At 63.3% G+C, this 16,674-nt stretch carries 14 protein-coding genes; 6 read left to right on the forward strand and 8 right to left on the reverse strand.

The features are described from left to right. Positions 1 to 11 precede the first annotated feature (11 nt). Both H0194_RS01900 and H0194_RS01905 read left to right on the forward strand, forming a co-directional pair. A complete protein-coding gene (locus H0194_RS01900) occupies positions 12 to 1,415 on the forward strand; it encodes an exonuclease domain-containing protein (protein ID WP_343061321.1) in 1,404 nt (467 codons plus the stop codon). An 834-nt stretch (positions 1,416 to 2,249) separates the two neighbouring features. Then, positions 2,250 to 3,251, forward strand: coding sequence for a GTP pyrophosphokinase (locus tag H0194_RS01905; protein ID WP_185176204.1), 1,002 nt, complete (start codon positions 2,250 to 2,252; stop codon positions 3,249 to 3,251). A gap of 8 nt (positions 3,252 to 3,259) precedes the next feature. Here H0194_RS01905 and H0194_RS01910 read toward each other — a convergent pair whose 3' ends face one another. The 4 genes from H0194_RS01910 to ilvA are packed head-to-tail and all read right to left on the reverse strand — an operon-like array spanning position 3,260 to position 5,906. Continuing rightward, positions 3,260 to 3,658 carry an RNA-binding S4 domain-containing protein gene (locus H0194_RS01910; RefSeq protein WP_185176205.1) on the reverse strand — a complete coding sequence of 133 codons (399 nt, stop codon included), beginning with the start codon at positions 3,656 to 3,658 and terminating at the stop codon, positions 3,260 to 3,262. Between the two features lie 8 nt (positions 3,659 to 3,666). Then, a complete protein-coding gene (locus H0194_RS01915) occupies positions 3,667 to 3,903 on the reverse strand; it encodes a hypothetical protein (RefSeq protein WP_185176206.1) in 237 nt (78 codons plus the stop codon). Between the two features lie 5 nt (positions 3,904 to 3,908). Next, a complete protein-coding gene (locus H0194_RS01920) occupies positions 3,909 to 4,559 on the reverse strand; it encodes an IMPACT family protein (RefSeq protein ID WP_185176207.1) in 651 nt (216 codons plus the stop codon). Between the two features lie 30 nt (positions 4,560 to 4,589). Next, the gene (gene ilvA, locus H0194_RS01925) at positions 4,590 to 5,906 is read right to left on the reverse strand and encodes a threonine ammonia-lyase IlvA (protein WP_185176208.1); all 1,317 of its coding nucleotides are present in this window, start codon (positions 5,904 to 5,906) and stop codon (positions 4,590 to 4,592) included. 213 nt (positions 5,907 to 6,119) lie between these two features. Here ilvA and H0194_RS01930 point away from each other — a divergent pair, with 213 nt between their 5' ends. Together H0194_RS01930 and H0194_RS01935 are read left to right on the forward strand one after the other, a co-directional pair. Further along, positions 6,120 to 8,093 carry a choice-of-anchor I family protein gene (locus H0194_RS01930; RefSeq protein ID WP_185176209.1) on the forward strand — a complete coding sequence of 658 codons (1,974 nt, stop codon included), beginning with the start codon at positions 6,120 to 6,122 and terminating at the stop codon, positions 8,091 to 8,093. A gap of 131 nt (positions 8,094 to 8,224) precedes the next feature. Further along, positions 8,225 to 8,581: a hypothetical protein gene (locus H0194_RS01935; RefSeq protein ID WP_185176210.1), complete on the forward strand. Its 357-nt coding sequence runs from the start codon at positions 8,225 to 8,227 to the stop codon at positions 8,579 to 8,581. Between the two features lie 235 nt (positions 8,582 to 8,816). Here the strand turns inward: H0194_RS01935 and dnaE are convergent, their stop codons facing one another. Further along, positions 8,817 to 12,392 (reverse strand): DNA polymerase III subunit alpha, encoded by a 3,576-nt coding sequence (gene dnaE / locus H0194_RS01940; RefSeq protein WP_185176211.1) that lies wholly within the window; start codon positions 12,390 to 12,392, stop codon positions 8,817 to 8,819. A 130-nt stretch (positions 12,393 to 12,522) separates the two neighbouring features. Here dnaE and rarD point away from each other — a divergent pair, with 130 nt between their 5' ends. After that, complete coding sequence (gene rarD, locus H0194_RS01945; protein WP_185176212.1) at positions 12,523 to 13,410, forward strand: EamA family transporter RarD; 888 nt, start codon at positions 12,523 to 12,525, stop codon at positions 13,408 to 13,410. Here rarD and H0194_RS01950 read toward each other — a convergent pair. The 3 genes from H0194_RS01950 to lspA all read right to left on the reverse strand — a co-directional run bounded on the left by H0194_RS01950 (position 13,349) and on the right by lspA (position 15,573). Further along, positions 13,349 to 13,954, reverse strand: coding sequence for a hypothetical protein (locus tag H0194_RS01950; RefSeq protein WP_185176213.1), 606 nt, complete (start codon positions 13,952 to 13,954; stop codon positions 13,349 to 13,351). The genes rarD and H0194_RS01950 overlap by 62 nt on opposite strands. A gap of 12 nt (positions 13,955 to 13,966) precedes the next feature. Beyond that, positions 13,967 to 14,851 (reverse strand): RluA family pseudouridine synthase, encoded by an 885-nt coding sequence (locus H0194_RS01955; RefSeq protein WP_425486452.1) that lies wholly within the window; start codon positions 14,849 to 14,851, stop codon positions 13,967 to 13,969. 125 nt (positions 14,852 to 14,976) lie between these two features. Beyond that, positions 14,977 to 15,573 carry a signal peptidase II gene (lspA, locus tag H0194_RS01960; RefSeq protein WP_185176817.1) on the reverse strand — a complete coding sequence of 199 codons (597 nt, stop codon included), beginning with the start codon at positions 15,571 to 15,573 and terminating at the stop codon, positions 14,977 to 14,979. A gap of 58 nt (positions 15,574 to 15,631) precedes the next feature. On the opposite strand from lspA, the gene H0194_RS01965 reads away from it, so the two are divergent. Then, the gene (locus H0194_RS01965; protein WP_185176214.1) at positions 15,632 to 16,636 is read left to right on the forward strand and encodes a hypothetical protein; all 1,005 of its coding nucleotides are present in this window, start codon (positions 15,632 to 15,634) and stop codon (positions 16,634 to 16,636) included. Positions 16,637 to 16,674 lie beyond the last annotated feature (38 nt).

A 16,674-nucleotide genomic window follows, 5' to 3' on the forward strand; every position in this document is an offset into this window, starting at 1 on the left:
AAGGGTTGTTGGTGAACGCAAACGCTATGCAGGTTTCGGTGACTGCAACGGAGGTCACCATCACCCCTTCCTTCCTCGGCGCCTCCCTCGGCAACGCCGCTACCAGCCCCATCCCGGTGGCGGACATCACCGACATTGAGGTGGTGCACCCCACCGCAACGTTGCCGGGTTCCTTGCGCGTGCTGCGTGGCGGCGCCCCAGCGATCACCATCCCCCTAGCGCCTTCGCGCAGCGTTGACTCGGAGCTTCTCGACGCCCTGGAGGCCGCCCGCGCAGGAGAGCTCACCCACGACTTCGGCGCGGCGCCCACAGCAATTCCATCCACGGCGCCAGATGCGAGTACTCCAGTGACGGGACTGAATTTCGTGGCCGTCGACGTGGAAACCGCCAACGACAACTGGGGCTCGGTGTGCCAGATCGGCGCCGTGCGTTTCGTCGCCGGGATCGAGACCGAACACCGCACGTGGTTGTGCCGCCCGCCGGCCGGGCTGGATAGTTTCGCCCCGCACAACGTGTCCATCCACGGCATCACCGCCGCAGACGTGGCTTCGGCACCGGAGTTCGCTACGGCTTTCGCTGAGTTCCGCGACTTCGTGGGCGCGGACGCCCTGGTTGCCCACAACGCTAAATTCGACGCCTCCGCGTTGCGCTACGCCGCACGCGCCGCCGGAGCCGAGGTGCCGACGTGGACGTTTATCTGCACCCTCGCCCTGGCCCGCGAGGCCTCCCGCAGCGGCGTACTGTCCACCCGCAACCACCGCCTCCCGACCGTAGCGCAGGCACTGGGCTTTTCGCTTGATAGCCACCACGACGCCGGTGCTGACGCCCGCGCGGCGGGAATCATCGCGGCACAACTCGCCCGCGTGCACGGCGTCGAAGGAAGCGCTAGCGAATTGTGCACCTCCAGAGGTTTCCATACCTCGACCATGTCTTCCGATAGCGTCGTTCCCATCTTGGCCATCTACGGAGAATCCGCAGTCTCCCGCGGTGCGACCCGCGCCAAGAAGACTGGCGAGCAGACGCAGACTAAGCAAAATAAGGCCGGGCAGAATAAGGCCGGGCAGAAGCCCGGCGCCGCTGCGCCGTGGCAGGCGGTGGCGACTCCGGATGCCGTCCCCGTGACGAACGAAGGCGCGGATCCAAACAACCCGCTGTTCGGGCACAATGTCACCCTCACCGGGGATTTTGAGCCCTACGACAAGGGACAGCTGTGGGATCTCATCGCTTCCCGCGGCGCTACGGTGGGCAAGAACGTCACCAAGAAGACCACCGTCTTGGTCACCGGCACGTGGGCTACGAAGACGTCCAAGGAAAAGCGCGCCGAGGAGCTGCGAGACAAGGGACAAGAGATCCAGATCTGGCCCGCAGCGCAGCTCTACTCCGCTGTGGGCTTGGACGAGCAGCCGCCGTTCTAGTTCTCTCCCCGTTGCGGCGGGCACCAACCTTCTCTGCAGCTATGCTTTCCTGCTTGCTGACAAGGAACCGAACCGGGGTAAGTGAGAGTCCAATGAGATATGACTCTCGCGCTCAGTACCCCCACTCTCAGCTCGCCTGTTCTTGCCCCACCTGCTCAAGGCTCCCCTGCGCGTGCAGCTGCCTCGGGGCGGTGGCTTGCCACAAGCCTCCTGGAACTGCAGCTGCGGCCAGCCAACGCTGCCGCCCCCGGGGAGGCAACGCTAGGACGACCATCACGAGAGTTGGCGGCGCTGCCGCTCAGCCGCCACTGGATGGCAGGTCTCGTGCACCGCGGGCAACCTGTGTCGTTTGATGCCTTGGACCATGCAGGGCTCAGCATCCGGCAGGCATGGGACGCCGCGGCTGCCAACCACATCGCTAACGCCCGGAGGCGCCGGCGGGACCATTGGTTGTTGAGCCGCCCCGCGTCGTGGGTGTTGGGAGCAGGCTGCCCCGTTGGGGTTCAGCTGTTGCCGCGCGGTGGGGCGGCAACCGGGTGGCTCGCGCACCCTCTTACCGCTGACATCGTACTGCGGTGTGCCGTGAACCTTACTGGTTCCGAGAATCCAGTTTTTCTCGCACCGGCACCCGGGGTGCTCCTCGCGCTCCCTGACGATTCCGCTATCAATGCGTCGCGCTGGGCACGCGTTGCGGCACGACAATTCCGCGCAGGGTACCCACCATTGAGCGCAACCCCGCTACTATTGGACAACGGATTTGTTCGTAACCTTTAACCCGCGCGCTACTGGTTAGCGCCGCATACATTGTCGTCTCACTGCGAAAGGAGGCACCCCATGGCCGGTTCCCCCATGGCAAAGTTGAGCAACCGCTACCACGAATGGGTGCGCACCTACCCGGATGCGGCGACGACTTTTGGCGACGAAATCGAGGACCTTCTCAATGACGCCGGCGTGATCTTTGACCGCGTAGCTTCGCGGGTCAAAGGCTGGCCCTCGTATAAGGCCAAGGCGAAGAAGCGCCGCCCGAACGGCGAGCCGATGTACCCCGATCCGTGGAATGACATCAACGATCTGATCGGCGTGCGCATTACGGTGTTCCACTCCACGGATATTCCGCAGGCCATCGAGGTTCTGGGCGAGTCCTTTGACGTCGTGCGATCCGTGGACAAGGCGGCTGAGACTCGTATTTCCGGCGGCTTCGGCTACGGCTCGCACCACCTGGTGCTGCGCGTTACCGAGGCTATTGAAGAGCTGCACGATTTCACGGGCATGACCTTCGAGGTTCAGATCCGCACCGTCCTGCAGCACGCCTGGGCGGAATTCGAGCATGATATCCGCTACAAACAGGGCGGCAACCCGCTAGACCCCCAGGTGGATCGTTTGTTCACCCTGGCCGCCGGCCTCATCGAACTCGCGGATCAGCAATTCGATGAGATCGCCGCTCTCAAGGACCCGCACACGGACGCGGGTTCGGATGTCACCTTGACCGCCGAGACCCTTCCGGGCGTGCTCGCCGTGTCGCTCGGGGATCGCTTCCCGCGCTCCCGCGTGGAGCATCACCGGTGGCTCATGGAGCTTCTCGACGCCCACGGCGTCACCACCATGAGCCAGCTCGAGGAGCTGCTGGACGAAGGTGCCATCGCCTTCGTGCACGGCGCGATGAGTTACCGCTTCCGCCCCGGCCAAGTCCGCCTCATCGACGACCTGCTCTTGTGCAAGTTCGGCAAAAAGCACATTGAACTGACTGGGGATTCCGGCGACCGCGCGGACCGTCCAAGACGGCTCAAGAAGCGCCTGATAATGATGCAGGATCACCGGAAGTCCGGGAATTCCTAGCGACCCCGCTAGTTCATTCGGCGGAATTTCTCCATCTGGCGGCGCTCCTTTTTCGTGGGCCGCCCGGCCCCGCGGTCGCGCTGGCCCCACACGGGGATGAGCTCCCGCGGCGGCGGGGGCGGCGCGTGGTCGCGATAGCACGTGCGCGCCACCGGTGCGCCCACCCGCTTGCGCACAGTGGCCAGCACCTCGAAGTCATGCTCGTGGTGGTTCTTCCACACCCGCACCCGGTCGCCAGGAACGACCTGTTGCGAGGGCTTCACCGATTCCCCATTGAGCTTGACGTGCCCCGCCTTGACCGCGTCCGCGGCGTCGTTGCGGGTCTTGTAAATGCGCACGGCCCACACCCAGGCGTCAATGCGGACGGGACGCCCGTCGGGCTGCGGGCCGGAACCTGCACCTGCCATAAATTTAACTAGTACTCGTCCTTGTGGTTAACGATCTGCTGCACCTTCATGTAGTTGTAACCGCCGCCGGCCACCGCCACCACGAGGCCGATGATGAGGTAGAGCGCGAAGCCCTCCAACAACAGGCCCGCCGCCAGGCCACCCAGTACGCCACCGGCGGTCCAGACCACGGCGTTGCGGGAATACGTGCGCACCTGCTGTTTGCGCACCTCGATAGGGTTATTGGGGCGTCGTTGCATGCTCATGGGGATTATTGTAGTTTATCGCTTTCGATCCAGGACTCCCCCGCGCGGCGGGCTTCCACTCGCCCCTGGGTCAGCGCAGCAAGAGTGTCCTTGAGCTTGTCGACGCCCCCTGGGGCCACTGCCACCGTCAGTGTCACGGCCGCCGCGTAGGCGGTATCCACTACCACGACCCCGCGGTTGCGCAGTTCCGCCTCCACCTTTCCCGCCTCCGCGTGCGGGACCTCGACGGCGTATAGCTCCCTGAGGCTGCGGGTGACCGGAACGATGGTGTCGAGCACGCCCGAGGTCGCGCCCGAATACGCATGCACGAGCCCGCCGGCACCCAACTTGACGCCGCCGAAATAGCGGACGACCACCACCACGACGTCGGAAAGCCCCGAACCTTTCACGACGTCCAGCATGGGTTTGCCCGCCGTACCGGAAGGTTCACCATCATCTGAGGAGCGCTCCACGGGGTTCGACCCGGGCACCTGAAAGTAGTATGCCGAGCAATGATGACGCGCGTCCGGATAGCCCGCCCGCATCTCGTCGATGAAGGCGCGCGCCTGCCCCTCATCGTGAGCCCGGCGCGCCAGGGCGATAAACCGCGAGCGCTTGATCTCTTCCTCGTACATGAAGGTGCGGCCCGCGGGCGGCAACTGGTAACTATCAGGCATAACGCCGCTTAACCTTACCGGATGCGGGATTTAGGCCACGAGGTACTGGTACTCCGGGGTTCCTGGACGCAGGCGCTGGGTGGCGATGGCGGAACCTGCCATGCGATCGAGCAGCGGGGCGAGGTCACTGGCCGTGCCAAGCTCGATGCCCACCAATGCGGTTCCCGTCTCCCGGTTGTTGCGCTTGAGATACTCGAACAGCGTGATGTCATCATCGGGACCCAGGATGTCCTCGACGAAGTGGCGCAGCTGCCCAGGTTCCTGCGGGAAGTCCACGAGGAAGTAGTGTTTGAGGCCGCGGTGTACCAGGGAGCGCTCCATGATTTCGGCGTAGCGCAGGACGTCATTGTTGCCGCCGGAGATGACACACACGACCACGGAACCGGGCGCCGCATCCAGGTGCGCGAGACCGGCCACGGACAGCGCCCCGGCGGGCTCGGTGATGATGCCTTCGTTTTGATAGAGGTCCAGCAGCGCAGTACACACCGCACCCTCGGAGATGACTTTAGTGGACAGCATGGCGGGGTTGCGGCGTTTGAGCTCGGAGAGGATCTCAAAGGGCAATGCACCGATCGTGCCTACGGCGGCACCGTCGACGAAGGGGTCCACGGCGTCGAGGGCCACCGGCTCGCCGGCGGCGAAGGCCGCGCTGAGCGATGCCGCCCCCGCGGGTTCGACGCCGAGCAACCGCGTCGCGGGCGAGACCTCGGCGAAATATGAGGCGATCCCGGAGAGCAGTCCCCCACCGCCGACGGGCACCACCACGTGCTCCACCGCGAGGTTGTGCGCCTGGATGTGGGAATAGATTTCGGCGCCAACGGTGCCCTGGCCAGTGACGGTGTCGGGGGCGTCGAAAGGCTCGATGAACGTCGCGCCGGTGCGGGTGGCTTCTTCATGGGCGGCGCGGGCGGCGTCATCGAAGTTGGAGCCGGTCACGACGAGCTCGATGGCGTTGCGGCCGTGGGCACGGATCCGGTCGCGCTTTTGTTTCGGCGTAGGGCCGGGCACGAAGATCTTGCCGCGGATCCCCATGGTGTTGCAGGCATAGGCCACGCCTTGGGCGTGGTTGCCGGCCGACGCCGTGACGATGCCCGCAGCCTTGGCCTCTTCGCTGAGGTTGCCGATGGAATACAGTGCGCCGCGGATTTTGTAGCTGCGGACGTCGTGAAGATCCTCGCGCTTGAGGTAGACCTTGTACCCGGTTTCGGCGGACAGGCGCGGGCTGTAGTGCAGCCGAGTCGGCGTAATCTCCGCAGCGATAGCCTCCTGCGCGTGCTCGATGGCGGCGGCAGTGATGGTGGTATCGCTCGGGGACAATGCTTCATTCTCGGTTGCTGAGGTGTTCATTAGGCTGAGTTTACTCCACAGCACCCCCATTTCCCACAGTGTGCGCAAAATTCCCACATTGCGGGACATGGAACAACGCTAACCTTCACCAAGAATTAACCAGCTAGAAACCTGGCGGACACGCGGCCGCCACCGACTTCTCATTTTGGTTCGCCAAGCTGTTCAAAGCTCTCATGCTTGCTTAAAGAAAACTTCTCAACCAAGGAGAACACTGTGCGTATTCGCAACCGCGCTCTTGCCCTGTGCGTGGCGGCTTCCACTGCCGCCGTCGGCCTCGCCCCCGTCGCTACCGCCCAGGAGGGCGACTTCAACGGGATTGTCGCCAACCCCATCATTCACTCCGCGCCAGACGCCTCCCTGGAAATGAAGCCCGTCGGTGTCCACATGTCCGGAATCTTCGGCGATGACTCCGCCGCCGAGATCGTGGCCTTTCACGCCGATTCCAAGCGCATTCTCACTGTGAACGCCGCTAACGGCCGCATCGACATCATCGACGCCACCGACCCGGCCAACCTCAAGCCGGCCGGCACCATCGAGGCCGGCGGCGACCAGGAAATCAACTCCGTGGCCGTGCGCGAGGACGGTCTGGCCGTTGCCGCCGTGCAGCAGGACGACAAGACTGCCGCGGGCGAAGCCCTGTTCTTCAACGCCGCCACCGGCGAGGAACTGGGCCGCGTCACCGTCGGTTCCCTGCCGGACATGGTGACCATCACCGAGGACGGCAAGTACGCCCTCATCGCCAACGAAGGCGAGCCGGCCAACGAGCTCGATGCCGCCACCAAGGACTACACCGTGGACCCGGAGGGTTCCGTCGCCGTCATCGCCCTGCCTGACGACGTCGCCGCGGCGTCCCAGGCTGACACCAAGATCGCCGACTTCAAGGCTTTCGACGCCCCGGGCGCACTGCCCGAGGGCGTGCGAGTCTTCGGCCCGGAGGGCTCCAAGAACCTGCCGTCGCAGGACTTCGAGCCGGAGTACATCGCTACCCGCGACGGCAAGGCGTACGCCACCCTCCAGGAAAACAACGCCATCGCGGTCATCGACATCGCTTCCGCGACCGTGGAGAAGATCCTGCCCGCCCACGTCATCGACCACAACGAGGTGCCGCTGGATCCGTCCAACAAGGACGACAAGGCAGAACTGCGCACCGCACCGGTCAAGGGCTTGTCCATGCCGGACTCCATCGCAGCCTACGAGGCTAACGGCTCCACCTACCTGGTTACCGCCAACGAAGGCGACGCCCGCGAGTGGGGGGACGAGGACTCTGAGGCCGGCATCTATGCCGAGGAGATCAACCTGGGTGATATGGGCGAGGACGGCGTCGCGCCCCTGTGTGAGGACCTGGCTGCCACGATTGAGAAGGACGGTTTGGACGACAAGACCGCACTGGGCAAGCTGAAGCTCACCCGCGCCTCCGGCCTAAGCGAGGACGGCTCCTGCTACGAGGAGCTCTACTCCTTCGGCGGCCGCGGCTTCACCATCTACGATGCCGAGGGCAACGTGGTGTTCAACTCCGGCGCCGAGCTGGAGCAGATCACCAAGGAGCTCGCTGATGGAGGCAAGCTGAACTTCAACGCCTCCAACGACAGCAACGAGACAGATGACCGCTCCGACAACAAAGGCCCGGAGCCGGAAGCCCTGACCGTGGGCCAGGTGGGCGACCGCACCTACGCCTTCGTCGGCGCTGAGCGCGTGGGCGGCGTCTTCGTCTACGACATCACCGACCCGGCGGCAGCGAAGTTTGTCACCTACGTCAACAACCGCGACTTCTCCCAGGAGGTCGAGGACGTGGACTACGAGCAGGCAAAACATGCCGGCGACCTGGGCCCGGAAGGCCTGAAGTTCATCCACAAAGACGACTCCCCGAACGGCGAGTACCTGCTGGTGGCCGGCAATGAGGTCTCCGGCACCACCACCGTCTTTGAGATCACCAACCTGCTCCCGGAGCCCGCGGATGATTCCTCCGACGGTTCCTCTGGTTCTTCTGGCTCCTCTGATTCCTCCGACGGTTCCTCGTCCTCCAACGGCGGTTCCTCGGTGGGCGGCTTCTTCGCCATGCTGCTGGCTGTCGTCGGCCTGGCAGCCGGTGTCGGCGCCGTGGCGAACATGAACCCGGACTTCCTCAAGCCCTACCTGGCGATGCTTCCGAAGGACATTCGCAAGCAGGTTGAGGAGCGTCTCTTCTAGGCTGTGGCCCGCGCCGCGGGGGCACCCCGCCGCGGCATCTTTTTCTTCGAAGGGGTTTCGCATCCCACCCCCACCTGCTAAGTTTCATTAACTGTATACAGCCCACGCCAATTTCAAGGAGTTCTTCAACTATGCGTCGTCGCCTTCCTCTCGCCCTCGTAGCCGCCACCGCTACCGTCACTGGCTTGGTCACCCCGGTTGCTGCCAACGCCGTTGATCTGTCCAGCGGCTCGTCTAAGACCACCACCGCAACCCCTACGACCACTGCTCCCGCGGATCCTGCTGAAGAGGAAGAAAAGGAAGATGAGCACTGGAACGACAAGCTTCCGGATCACCTGAAGTCTTCCCAGAGCACCGTCGACGGCATTGATATTGCGGGCGCCGTGCTGGCTGCCGTGGCCGCACTGATGCAGGTAGCTGTCATCGCGGTCAAGGCTTTCCCACCGCTGCAGAAGATGCTGAAGAACGCTCTGGGCGGCCGCCGATAGGTAGCCTGGCGCGTGAAGTCCCGTCACGCCTTGCTTGATTACTGAAGGTGCCCCACTCCGCATGGAGTGGGGCACCTTTAGTTTTCACGACGTTGGAGAGTGCGCGAAGCCAGAGGTGCGGTTCGCTTCCCCAACTTTGACGCATGTGGCCCGAAAACTCACCGCCGCTCAGGCAAACGCGTGAGAAATGGGGCCGGGCTGAATTGGGCGGGGCTGTAAGCACCCGCGCCCGTTCCTAGCCGAGAATGCCCGGCCCCATGTTCGCCTTGAGGTCGCCCATGAGGCTGCTGGAGCGATTGACGCGGAGGTGATCGCCCAAGATCATGGTCGTGGACTCGTCACCGTTGACCAGGTTGAGGTACACGTCGGACTCCCCCTTGTTGCTCACCAGGACCTTCTTGAGCTTCGCCAGATTCTCCATCGTGCACTGCTCGGTGCGCATGGTCAGGCGCAGCGGCAGACCGGCGCCGTTGCCCGGCCCCAGCTCCGGCACGCGGATGTCGTGGCAGAACAGCGAGGTGCGGTCCTCCTTGATGCGGACAGTGGCCTTAGCCAGGATGATGTTGTCTTCCACGATCTGTGGCGCCACCAACGAATACACCTGGTTGAATACCAGCAGGTCCACCTGCGCACCATGGTGATCCTCAATGGTCACGATGGCCCACGGCGAGCCGTCCCTCTTGGAGTAGCGGCGGTCCACCGATGCGATGATGCCGCCGATGACAATCTCCGCGCCGTGCCGCAGCTCGCCCGAGAGCACGCGGGTCAGTGGCGTGTCCGTCTGCGCGTCGAGGGCGTCCTCGAAGCCGTCCAGTGGGTGCCCCGAGACGTACAGGCCAAGCATTTCGCGCTCCAGGGCCAGCTCGTGTTTGCGGTCCCACTTCTCGTCCGGGATGTCCAGGCTGAACACCGGGGTAGCTTCCTCGTCGTCTTCCCCGCCGCCGAAGCCGGCGAACAGATCGAATTGTCCTTTGTCGGCGGCCTTCTTCGTGGTCAGGACGGAATCCACAGCGTCTTCCTGGATAAGCATGAGGCCCTTGCGCGGGTGGCCGAACGAGTCAAAGGCACCGGCCTTGATGAGCGATTCCGTCACGCGCTTCGAGCACGCCGCGAGCTCAATCTTGTCCAGGTAGTCACCGAACGAGGTGAACCTTCCCTTGTCCTTGCGGGCGCGTTCAATGGATTCCACCACGTCCACGCCCACGTTGCGCACCGCGCCCATGCCGAATCTAATGTCTTCGCCTACCGCCTGGAAGTCCGCGGAGGATTCGTTGACGTCCGGCGGCAGCACCTTGATGCCTAGGTGGCGGCAGTCTGCAAGGTAAATGGCGGACTTGTCCTTCTTGTCGCCCACCGAGGTCAACAGCGCCGCCATGTACTCCGGAGCGAAGTAGGCCTTGAGGTACGCGGTCCAGAAGGACACCAGTCCGTAACCCGCGGCGTGGGACTTGTTGAACGCGTAGGACGCGAAGGGCTCAATGGTGCCCCAGAGGGCGTCGACTGCGGACTTGGAATAGCCGTTGTCGAACATGCCCTTGGAGAACTTCTCGTACTGCTGTGCCAGCACCTCAGGCTTCTTCTTACCCATCGCCTTACGGAAGCCATCAGCCTCACCGGCGGTGTAGTTGGCCACCTTCTGCGAGATACGCATGATCTGCTCCTGGTACACGATGAGGCCGTAGGTCTCCTCCAGGATTTCCTTGAGCGGTTCCTCCAGCTCCGGGTGGATCGGCGTGATCTCCTTGCGGCCGTTCTTGCGGTCCGCGTAGTCCCAGTGGGCGTTCACACCCATCGGACCCGGGCGGTACAGTGCGAGCGATGCAACAATGTCCTTGAAGCCCGTGGGCTTCATGCGCTTGAGCAGCTCCTGCATGCCGCCAGAGTCCAGCTGGAACACGCCGAGCGTTTCGCCACGGGACAGGAGATCGTAGACCTTGGACACCCGCGGGTCGTCGGCATGCAGTTCCTCGAGGTTAATCTCCTCGCCACGGTTCTTCTTGATATTCGCCAGCGCGTCGCCGATCACGGTGAGGTTGCGCAGGCCCAGGAAGTCCATCTTCAGCAGACCGATGGCTTCGCAGGCGGGGTAATCCCAGCCGGTGATGTACGCGCCGTCGGCAGGCCGCTTCCACATGGGGATGTGGTCCATGAGGCGCACCGACGCCATGATGACCGCACAGGCGTGCACGCCCGCCTGGCGTACCACGCCCTCAAGACCGCGCGCGGTCTCGTAAATCTTCCGCACGTCCGGGTCCGTTTCAATCATGGTGCGGACCTCGGTCGCTTCGTCATAGCGCTCGTGCTCCGGGTCAGTAATGCCCTTGAGCGGGATGTCCTTGGCCATGATCGCCGGGGGCAGCGCGCCGTTGATGCGGTCGGCCATCTGGAAGCCCGGCTGGCCAAAATGCACCTTGGCGGAGTCCTTGATGGCTTGCTTGGTCTTCACCGTGCCGAAGGTGATCACCTGGGCCACTTTGTCCTCGCCCCAGCGCTCAGCGGCGTAATCGATCATTTCGCCGCGGCGACGGTCGTCGAAGTCGATATCGATATCGGGTGCGGACGGGCGCTCCGGGTTGAGGAAGCGCTCGAAGAGTAGGCCGTGCTCGATCGGGTCAATATTTGTAATGGTTAACGCGTATGCAACCAAGGCGCCCGCTGCGGAACCACGGCCAGGACCTACCCAGATACCCACTGAGCGCGCATACTTGATGAGCTCAGCAACGATAAGAAAGTAAGACGGGTAGCCTTTCATATCGATGACCGAAATTTCATATTCCGCGCGGTCTATATACTCTTGCGGCACCTCTTGACCAGGGAAACGGTCCTCGAGACCCTTCATCACTTCATGGGTAAGCCATGTAGTTGGGGTGTAGCCCTCCGGCACGTCCGCAATCGGCATGCGGTCGTGGGTATGTTCTTCCCAAATCTCGCCGTAGTCCTGCACGCGCTCTGCAATCCAGAGGGTGTTATCGCAGCCATCAGGGATGGTCTCATCCCAAATCTCGCGCATTTGCTGCGCAGATTTAATGTAGTAACCCGAGCCGCCGAATTTAAACCGATCAGGGTCCATGAACGTTTTTCCGGTTTGCACGCAGAGCATTGCCTCGTGCGCGGGTGCTTGGGATTCGAGCACGTAATGGCAATCGTTGGTCACTAGCGGTGGCAGATCTAATTTGCGTCCGATTTCCAACAGGCCATCACGGGTGCGCTTTTCGATATCTAACCCGTGGTCCATAAGTTCGAGGAAGAAGTTGTCTTTGCCGTAGATGTCCTGCCACATCGCGGCTGCTTCTAAGGCTTCATCGAACTGGCCTAGGCGCAATCGGGTTTGCACGTCCCCGGATGGGCAACCCGTGGTAGCAATAATTCCCTCTGCGTGCTCTGCGATAAGTTCTGCATCCATGCGCGGCCATTTACCCAGCTGGCCTTCGTAAGAAGCTAATGACGACAGCTTGAATAGATTGCGCAAACCTGTGGCATTTTCCGCAATCATGGTCTGGTGCAGGTACGCACCAGATGCGGAGACGTCGTCGCGCTTTTGGTCCGGATTACCCCAGAGCACGCGCTTTTTATTAAATCGCGATTCCGGCGCCAGGTAGGCCTCGATACCGATGATGGGCTTGATGCCCGCGCCAGTCATGCGGCGGTAGAAAGCATCCGAACCGTACATGTTGCCGTGGTCCGTCATGCCCACCGCTGGCATCCCTTGCCGGTTGACCTCATCCGCCAACATATCCACCTTGGCCATGCCGTCCAGCATGGAAAATTCCGTGTGATTATGCAGATGAACGAACGAGGATTTCTTTGCCATGCGGCTTATCCTACAGTCCCTGGCAAGTCAGTCCCCGGGCCCTCATTCAGGCCTCAAAAGACCCCAATCGAAAAACCCAAGGTGGATATTTTTCACCCGCGCGTTACCTCGATGAACTAAAGTGCCAGTCATGTTTTACGCGGTTGCTGCCTACCTCATGTGGGGGCTCTTTCCTGCCTTCTTCCCACTGTTGAAACCGGCGGATCCGCTTGAGATCCTCGCCCACCGCATCGTCTGGACCGCCGTGATGGTGACGGCGCTGTTGGTAGTTACCGGGGACTGGCGCAAGCTCAAAGCGCTGAGTCTGCGCACCTGGGCCCTGTTGGCGGTAGCCGGTGCGGTGATCACCGTTAACTGGGGAACTTACGTGCTCGCGGTGAACTCTGGGCATGTGGCTGACGCCGCGCTGGGCTATTTCATCAATCCGCTGGTCTCCATTGCTCTGGGCATTGTCATTTTACGCGAGACGCTTCCCCGGCAGCAGATCGTCGCCGTGCTGGTGGCCACCGTGGCGGTGGTGTGGATGTCCATCATGACCGGGCAGGCGCCGTATATCTCCCTGGCGCTGGCTTTCTCCTTCGGCATTTACGGACTCATCAAGAAACAGGTGGATGTTTCCTCGCAGGTGGGCGTGGCCGCGGAAACGCTGGCCATCACCCCTTTCGCCTTGGGTTACATCGCGTACCTGGAAGCCCAGGGCACGTCGACCGCGTTCTCCGAAGGTCCTGGCCATTTCGGTTTGTTGGTGGTCTCCGGCGTGATTACCGCCCTGCCTCTGCTGTGCTTCTCCCGCGGCGCCCGCGAGCTGAACCTGTCCACGATTGGCATGCTGCAGTACATCGCGCCCACGTTGCAGATGCTGTGGGCGGTCCTGGTCAATAACGAACACATCTCCACCGAGCGGTGGATCGGTTTCGCGCTCATTTGGCTCGCGGTGGCCATCTACCTGTCCAGCCTCATGCGTGAACGGCGACGTGGCCCCACACTGCGTCGGGTGGGGCCAGCTCCAGAGTCTTAACCGCTTTCTCCCCTGCGATCTGCCGCAACGCCTCCCCCGGCGCGTACACCACGACGGCGTCTACGGCCTTGGCCCGCGGGACGTCGCCAAGCCCTCCCATGCTGGCGTTGACGCGGTCCAGTGCCGCGGTGATGACCTCAGCACGGGTGTCGTGCCCAGCGGATCCCGGAACCGGTTCGGGGATCTCCAGCGGTTGCGCGTGACCTAAAATAACGGCGTTGAGGCGCACCGAGCCCGCCGGGAACAGGGTGTCTACCTCCTCAGGACGCAGCGGCCGGGTAAAACGCACTAGGCCAAAGGCCGGTTCTGGGCCGACGTCGGCTAGCGATTCCCGCGCCACCGCGGCGTATTCTTCTTCGCTCATCCCCCGTTCCGGGCCCAGGACGTAGCCTTCCGGAATGCTGGCAGCGGCGGGTGATTCCTCCGGCGTGGGCAACGTTCCCACAGCTAGCACTGCGCCCACCGCGACGGCCGTTGCCACCAACGCCGCTACAACGTCGCGGTACGAGCTTGGCGACGCCCCTGCAGCTGCCCCGTCGGTCACCCCGGCCACCGCCTAGCGTTCGCCGCGCAGCACCCCGAGGGCGTGCTCCAAGTCAGCGGGGTATGGCGCTTCCACTTCCATCCACTTGCCCGTGCCGGGGTGGGTAAAGCCGAGCTTGACCGCGTGCAGCCACTGGCGGATGAGCCCGAGGCGCTTAGACAAGTTGGGGTCGGAGCCATACATCGGATCGCCCACGCACGGGTGCCCCGTGGCAGACATGTGCACACGGATCTGGTGAGTGCGGCCGGTTTCTAGGTGTACCTCCAGGAGGCTGGCCTCGCGGAAGGCCTCCACGAGTTCATAGTGGGTGACCGCGGGCTTGCCGTCGTCGACGACGGCGAATTTCCACCCGGAGGACGGGTGGCGGCCAATCGGCGCGTCAATGGTGCCCTCGATGGGATCAGGCAACCCTTGGACGATGGCGTGGTAGGTCTTTTTCACGGTGCGTTCTTTAAACGCCTGCTTGAGCGCGGAATAGGCACGCTCGCTGGCGGCCACCACCATGACTCCGGAGGTACCCACGTCTAGGCGCTGGACGATGCCCTTGCGTTCCGTCGGCCCGGAGGTAGACACCCTGAAGCCCGCGGCGGCCAGCCCACCAACCACAGTGGGGCCTTCCCACCCCACCGTCGGGTGGGCCGCGACGCCCACTGGTTTGTGGATCACGATGACGTCGTCGTCGAAGTAGAGCACGTCCATGCCCTCTACTAATTCCTCCTTCGGGACCAGCGTCGGTTCGGGCGCCGGCAGCGTCACGTCCACCCACACCCCCGCGGGCAGGCGATCACTTTTGCCTGCTGGGTGCTCGTCCACCAGCACGTCGCCGTCGGCGCACAGCTGCGCCACCACCGTCCGGGGAAGGCCCAGCATTTTGGCCAGGGCCGCGTCCACCCGCATGCCCTCGAGTCCCTCGGGCACGGGGAGGCGACGGTTTTCCCGCGCCACAGACCCAGCAGACGCCGCAGACCCAGCAGACCCAGCAGACTCAGCAGACTCAGCTAACTCGTGTGCCTCGCGCATAGTTAAACATCGCCTCCCTCACTCGAACCACCGCCGTTGCCCGGCGCTACCTTGTCGTTGCGACGCTCCTCCAGGAACATCGCGATCACGAAGATCACCACTCCGACTGTAATGGCCGAATCCGCGATATTGAACACCGCGAAGTTCCCCACAGAGATGAAGTCCACCACGTGGCCGAACCAGAACCCTGGCTCGCGGACAAGGCGGTCCGTGAGGTTGCCCAGCGCGCCGCCGGCAAGAAGCGCCAGACCAATGGCCATCCCCTTGTCGCGCACCCGGGGCGCCGCCACCGCCACGCCGACGACGAACGCCAGCTGAATCGTGGTGAACAACCAGGTGGAACCTTCGCCGCCCATGCTGAACGCGGCGCCGGGGTTAAACAGGAGGTAGAACCGGAACCAATCACCGAGGACCGGCTGCGGGATGCCCGGCTCCAGCCACGAGAGCATCAACTGCTTCGTGGCTTGATCCACGACAGCGACCGTGACGATGACCGCGGCCATGAGCGGCCAGAGCTTGCCCTTGCGGGGGACTCCCTGTGCGCGCCCTGCGCCACCTTCCCTATCTGCGGTGCCTGTCTTTGTGCTCACCCGCACCATTGTAAGTGACACGCGCTCGGGTATTTTAAAGGGCGTGCAACCTGGACGATTAACTCGAGTGTTTCTGACCACGGCGGCAGCCCTGACGGCGACCGCACTGACTTTGTCGGCGTGTGAGACCGGCCCTGCGTCTCCGCCTGTAGAACAGGCGGTGGGGCTGCCTCTCGACGCCCCGCGGGTATCCGTTGAATCCACCGGCGAGGGCGAGAAGAAGGTCCTGTCCTTTGCCGACATCGGCGCGGAGCAGAACCTAACGTTCACCACCCGCAGCGACTTCAGCCAGACCATCCCGGACAAGCCCACCGCCGCGACGAAGGCTAAAGACTACGCCACGGACAACCTCGCCAAGGACAATGGGGGCGACGAGGTCACGCTGCCGCTCGAAGGCAAGGTCGAGGAAGCCACCCAAGACGTCGAGGGGCAGGCCCCGGCCACCCGCAACGCGTTCTTTACCGTGCGCAACCCGGAGACCACCGGCGATAACAACGAGGCCATGCCCTCAGCCGACGGCTTCCAGGTGGGCTGGCGCGGCCTGGACAACGGCCAAATGAACAGCATCCGCCTCGCCGCCCCTACTGAAGCCCGCGACACCGCCCGCGCCGAGGTCGAGCAGGCGCTGATGAAGCTCCCCGCCCTCCCCGTCGTGTTTCCAGACGAGGCCGTGGGCAAGGGCGCGTCGTGGTCCGTGGATTCCCGCGTCACGGGCGATTCGACCATGCTGCAGACCACCACCTACACCATCAAGAAGATGGAGGGCTCCGTGGTAGAGCTGGACGTTGACATCGCACAGCGCCCCGCCCTTGGCGCGCTGTCCCTGGAAGGCCGCACCGACGACCCGGAGCTGGCCAAGCAAAACCTTGAGGTCTTGGATTCCGCGTCTGCGACCACCGGGTCCATTACCGTGGACACCACCAAGCCTCTGCCCACCGGAGGCTTCGTGGATGTGGCCACCGCGGTGGTCTACGGCACCAAAGACTCCGCCACAAACAAGTCCAAGGAAAACACCGATGGTGGCAGCAACAAGGTGGTGCAAAACTTCCGTTCCACGATTAATTTCGGATAAAGAATACTGATTATTCGGTCGCGTGAATTAAGTTTTCA

The organism is Corynebacterium incognita, assembly GCF_014217255.1.
In the GTDB taxonomy this organism is placed as follows: Bacteria; Actinomycetota; Actinomycetes; order Mycobacteriales; family Mycobacteriaceae; genus Corynebacterium; species Corynebacterium incognitum.

Bases quoted from the DNA above. Each gene is read 5' to 3' on its own strand.
- H0194_RS01905 (WP_185176204.1), top strand. From the start codon at position 2,250: ATGGCCGGTTCCCCCATGGCAAAGTTGAGCAACCGCTACCACGAATGG.
- H0194_RS01910 (WP_185176205.1), bottom strand. From the start codon at position 3,658: ATGGCAGGTGCAGGTTCCGGCCCGCAGCCCGACGGGCGTCCCGTCCGC.
- H0194_RS01915 (WP_185176206.1), bottom strand. From the start codon at position 3,903: ATGAGCATGCAACGACGCCCCAATAACCCTATCGAGGTGCGCAAACAG.
- H0194_RS01920 (WP_185176207.1), bottom strand. From the start codon at position 4,559: ATGCCTGATAGTTACCAGTTGCCGCCCGCGGGCCGCACCTTCATGTAC.
- ilvA (WP_185176208.1), bottom strand. From the start codon at position 5,906: ATGAACACCTCAGCAACCGAGAATGAAGCATTGTCCCCGAGCGATACC.
- H0194_RS01935 (WP_185176210.1), top strand. From the start codon at position 8,225: ATGCGTCGTCGCCTTCCTCTCGCCCTCGTAGCCGCCACCGCTACCGTC.
- dnaE (WP_185176211.1), bottom strand. From the start codon at position 12,392: ATGGCAAAGAAATCCTCGTTCGTTCATCTGCATAATCACACGGAATTT.
- rarD (WP_185176212.1), top strand. From the start codon at position 12,523: ATGTTTTACGCGGTTGCTGCCTACCTCATGTGGGGGCTCTTTCCTGCC.
- H0194_RS01955 (WP_425486452.1), bottom strand. From the start codon at position 14,851: ATGCGGGTGGACGCGGCCCTGGCCAAAATGCTGGGCCTTCCCCGGACG.
- lspA (WP_185176817.1), bottom strand. From the start codon at position 15,573: ATGGTGCGGGTGAGCACAAAGACAGGCACCGCAGATAGGGAAGGTGGC.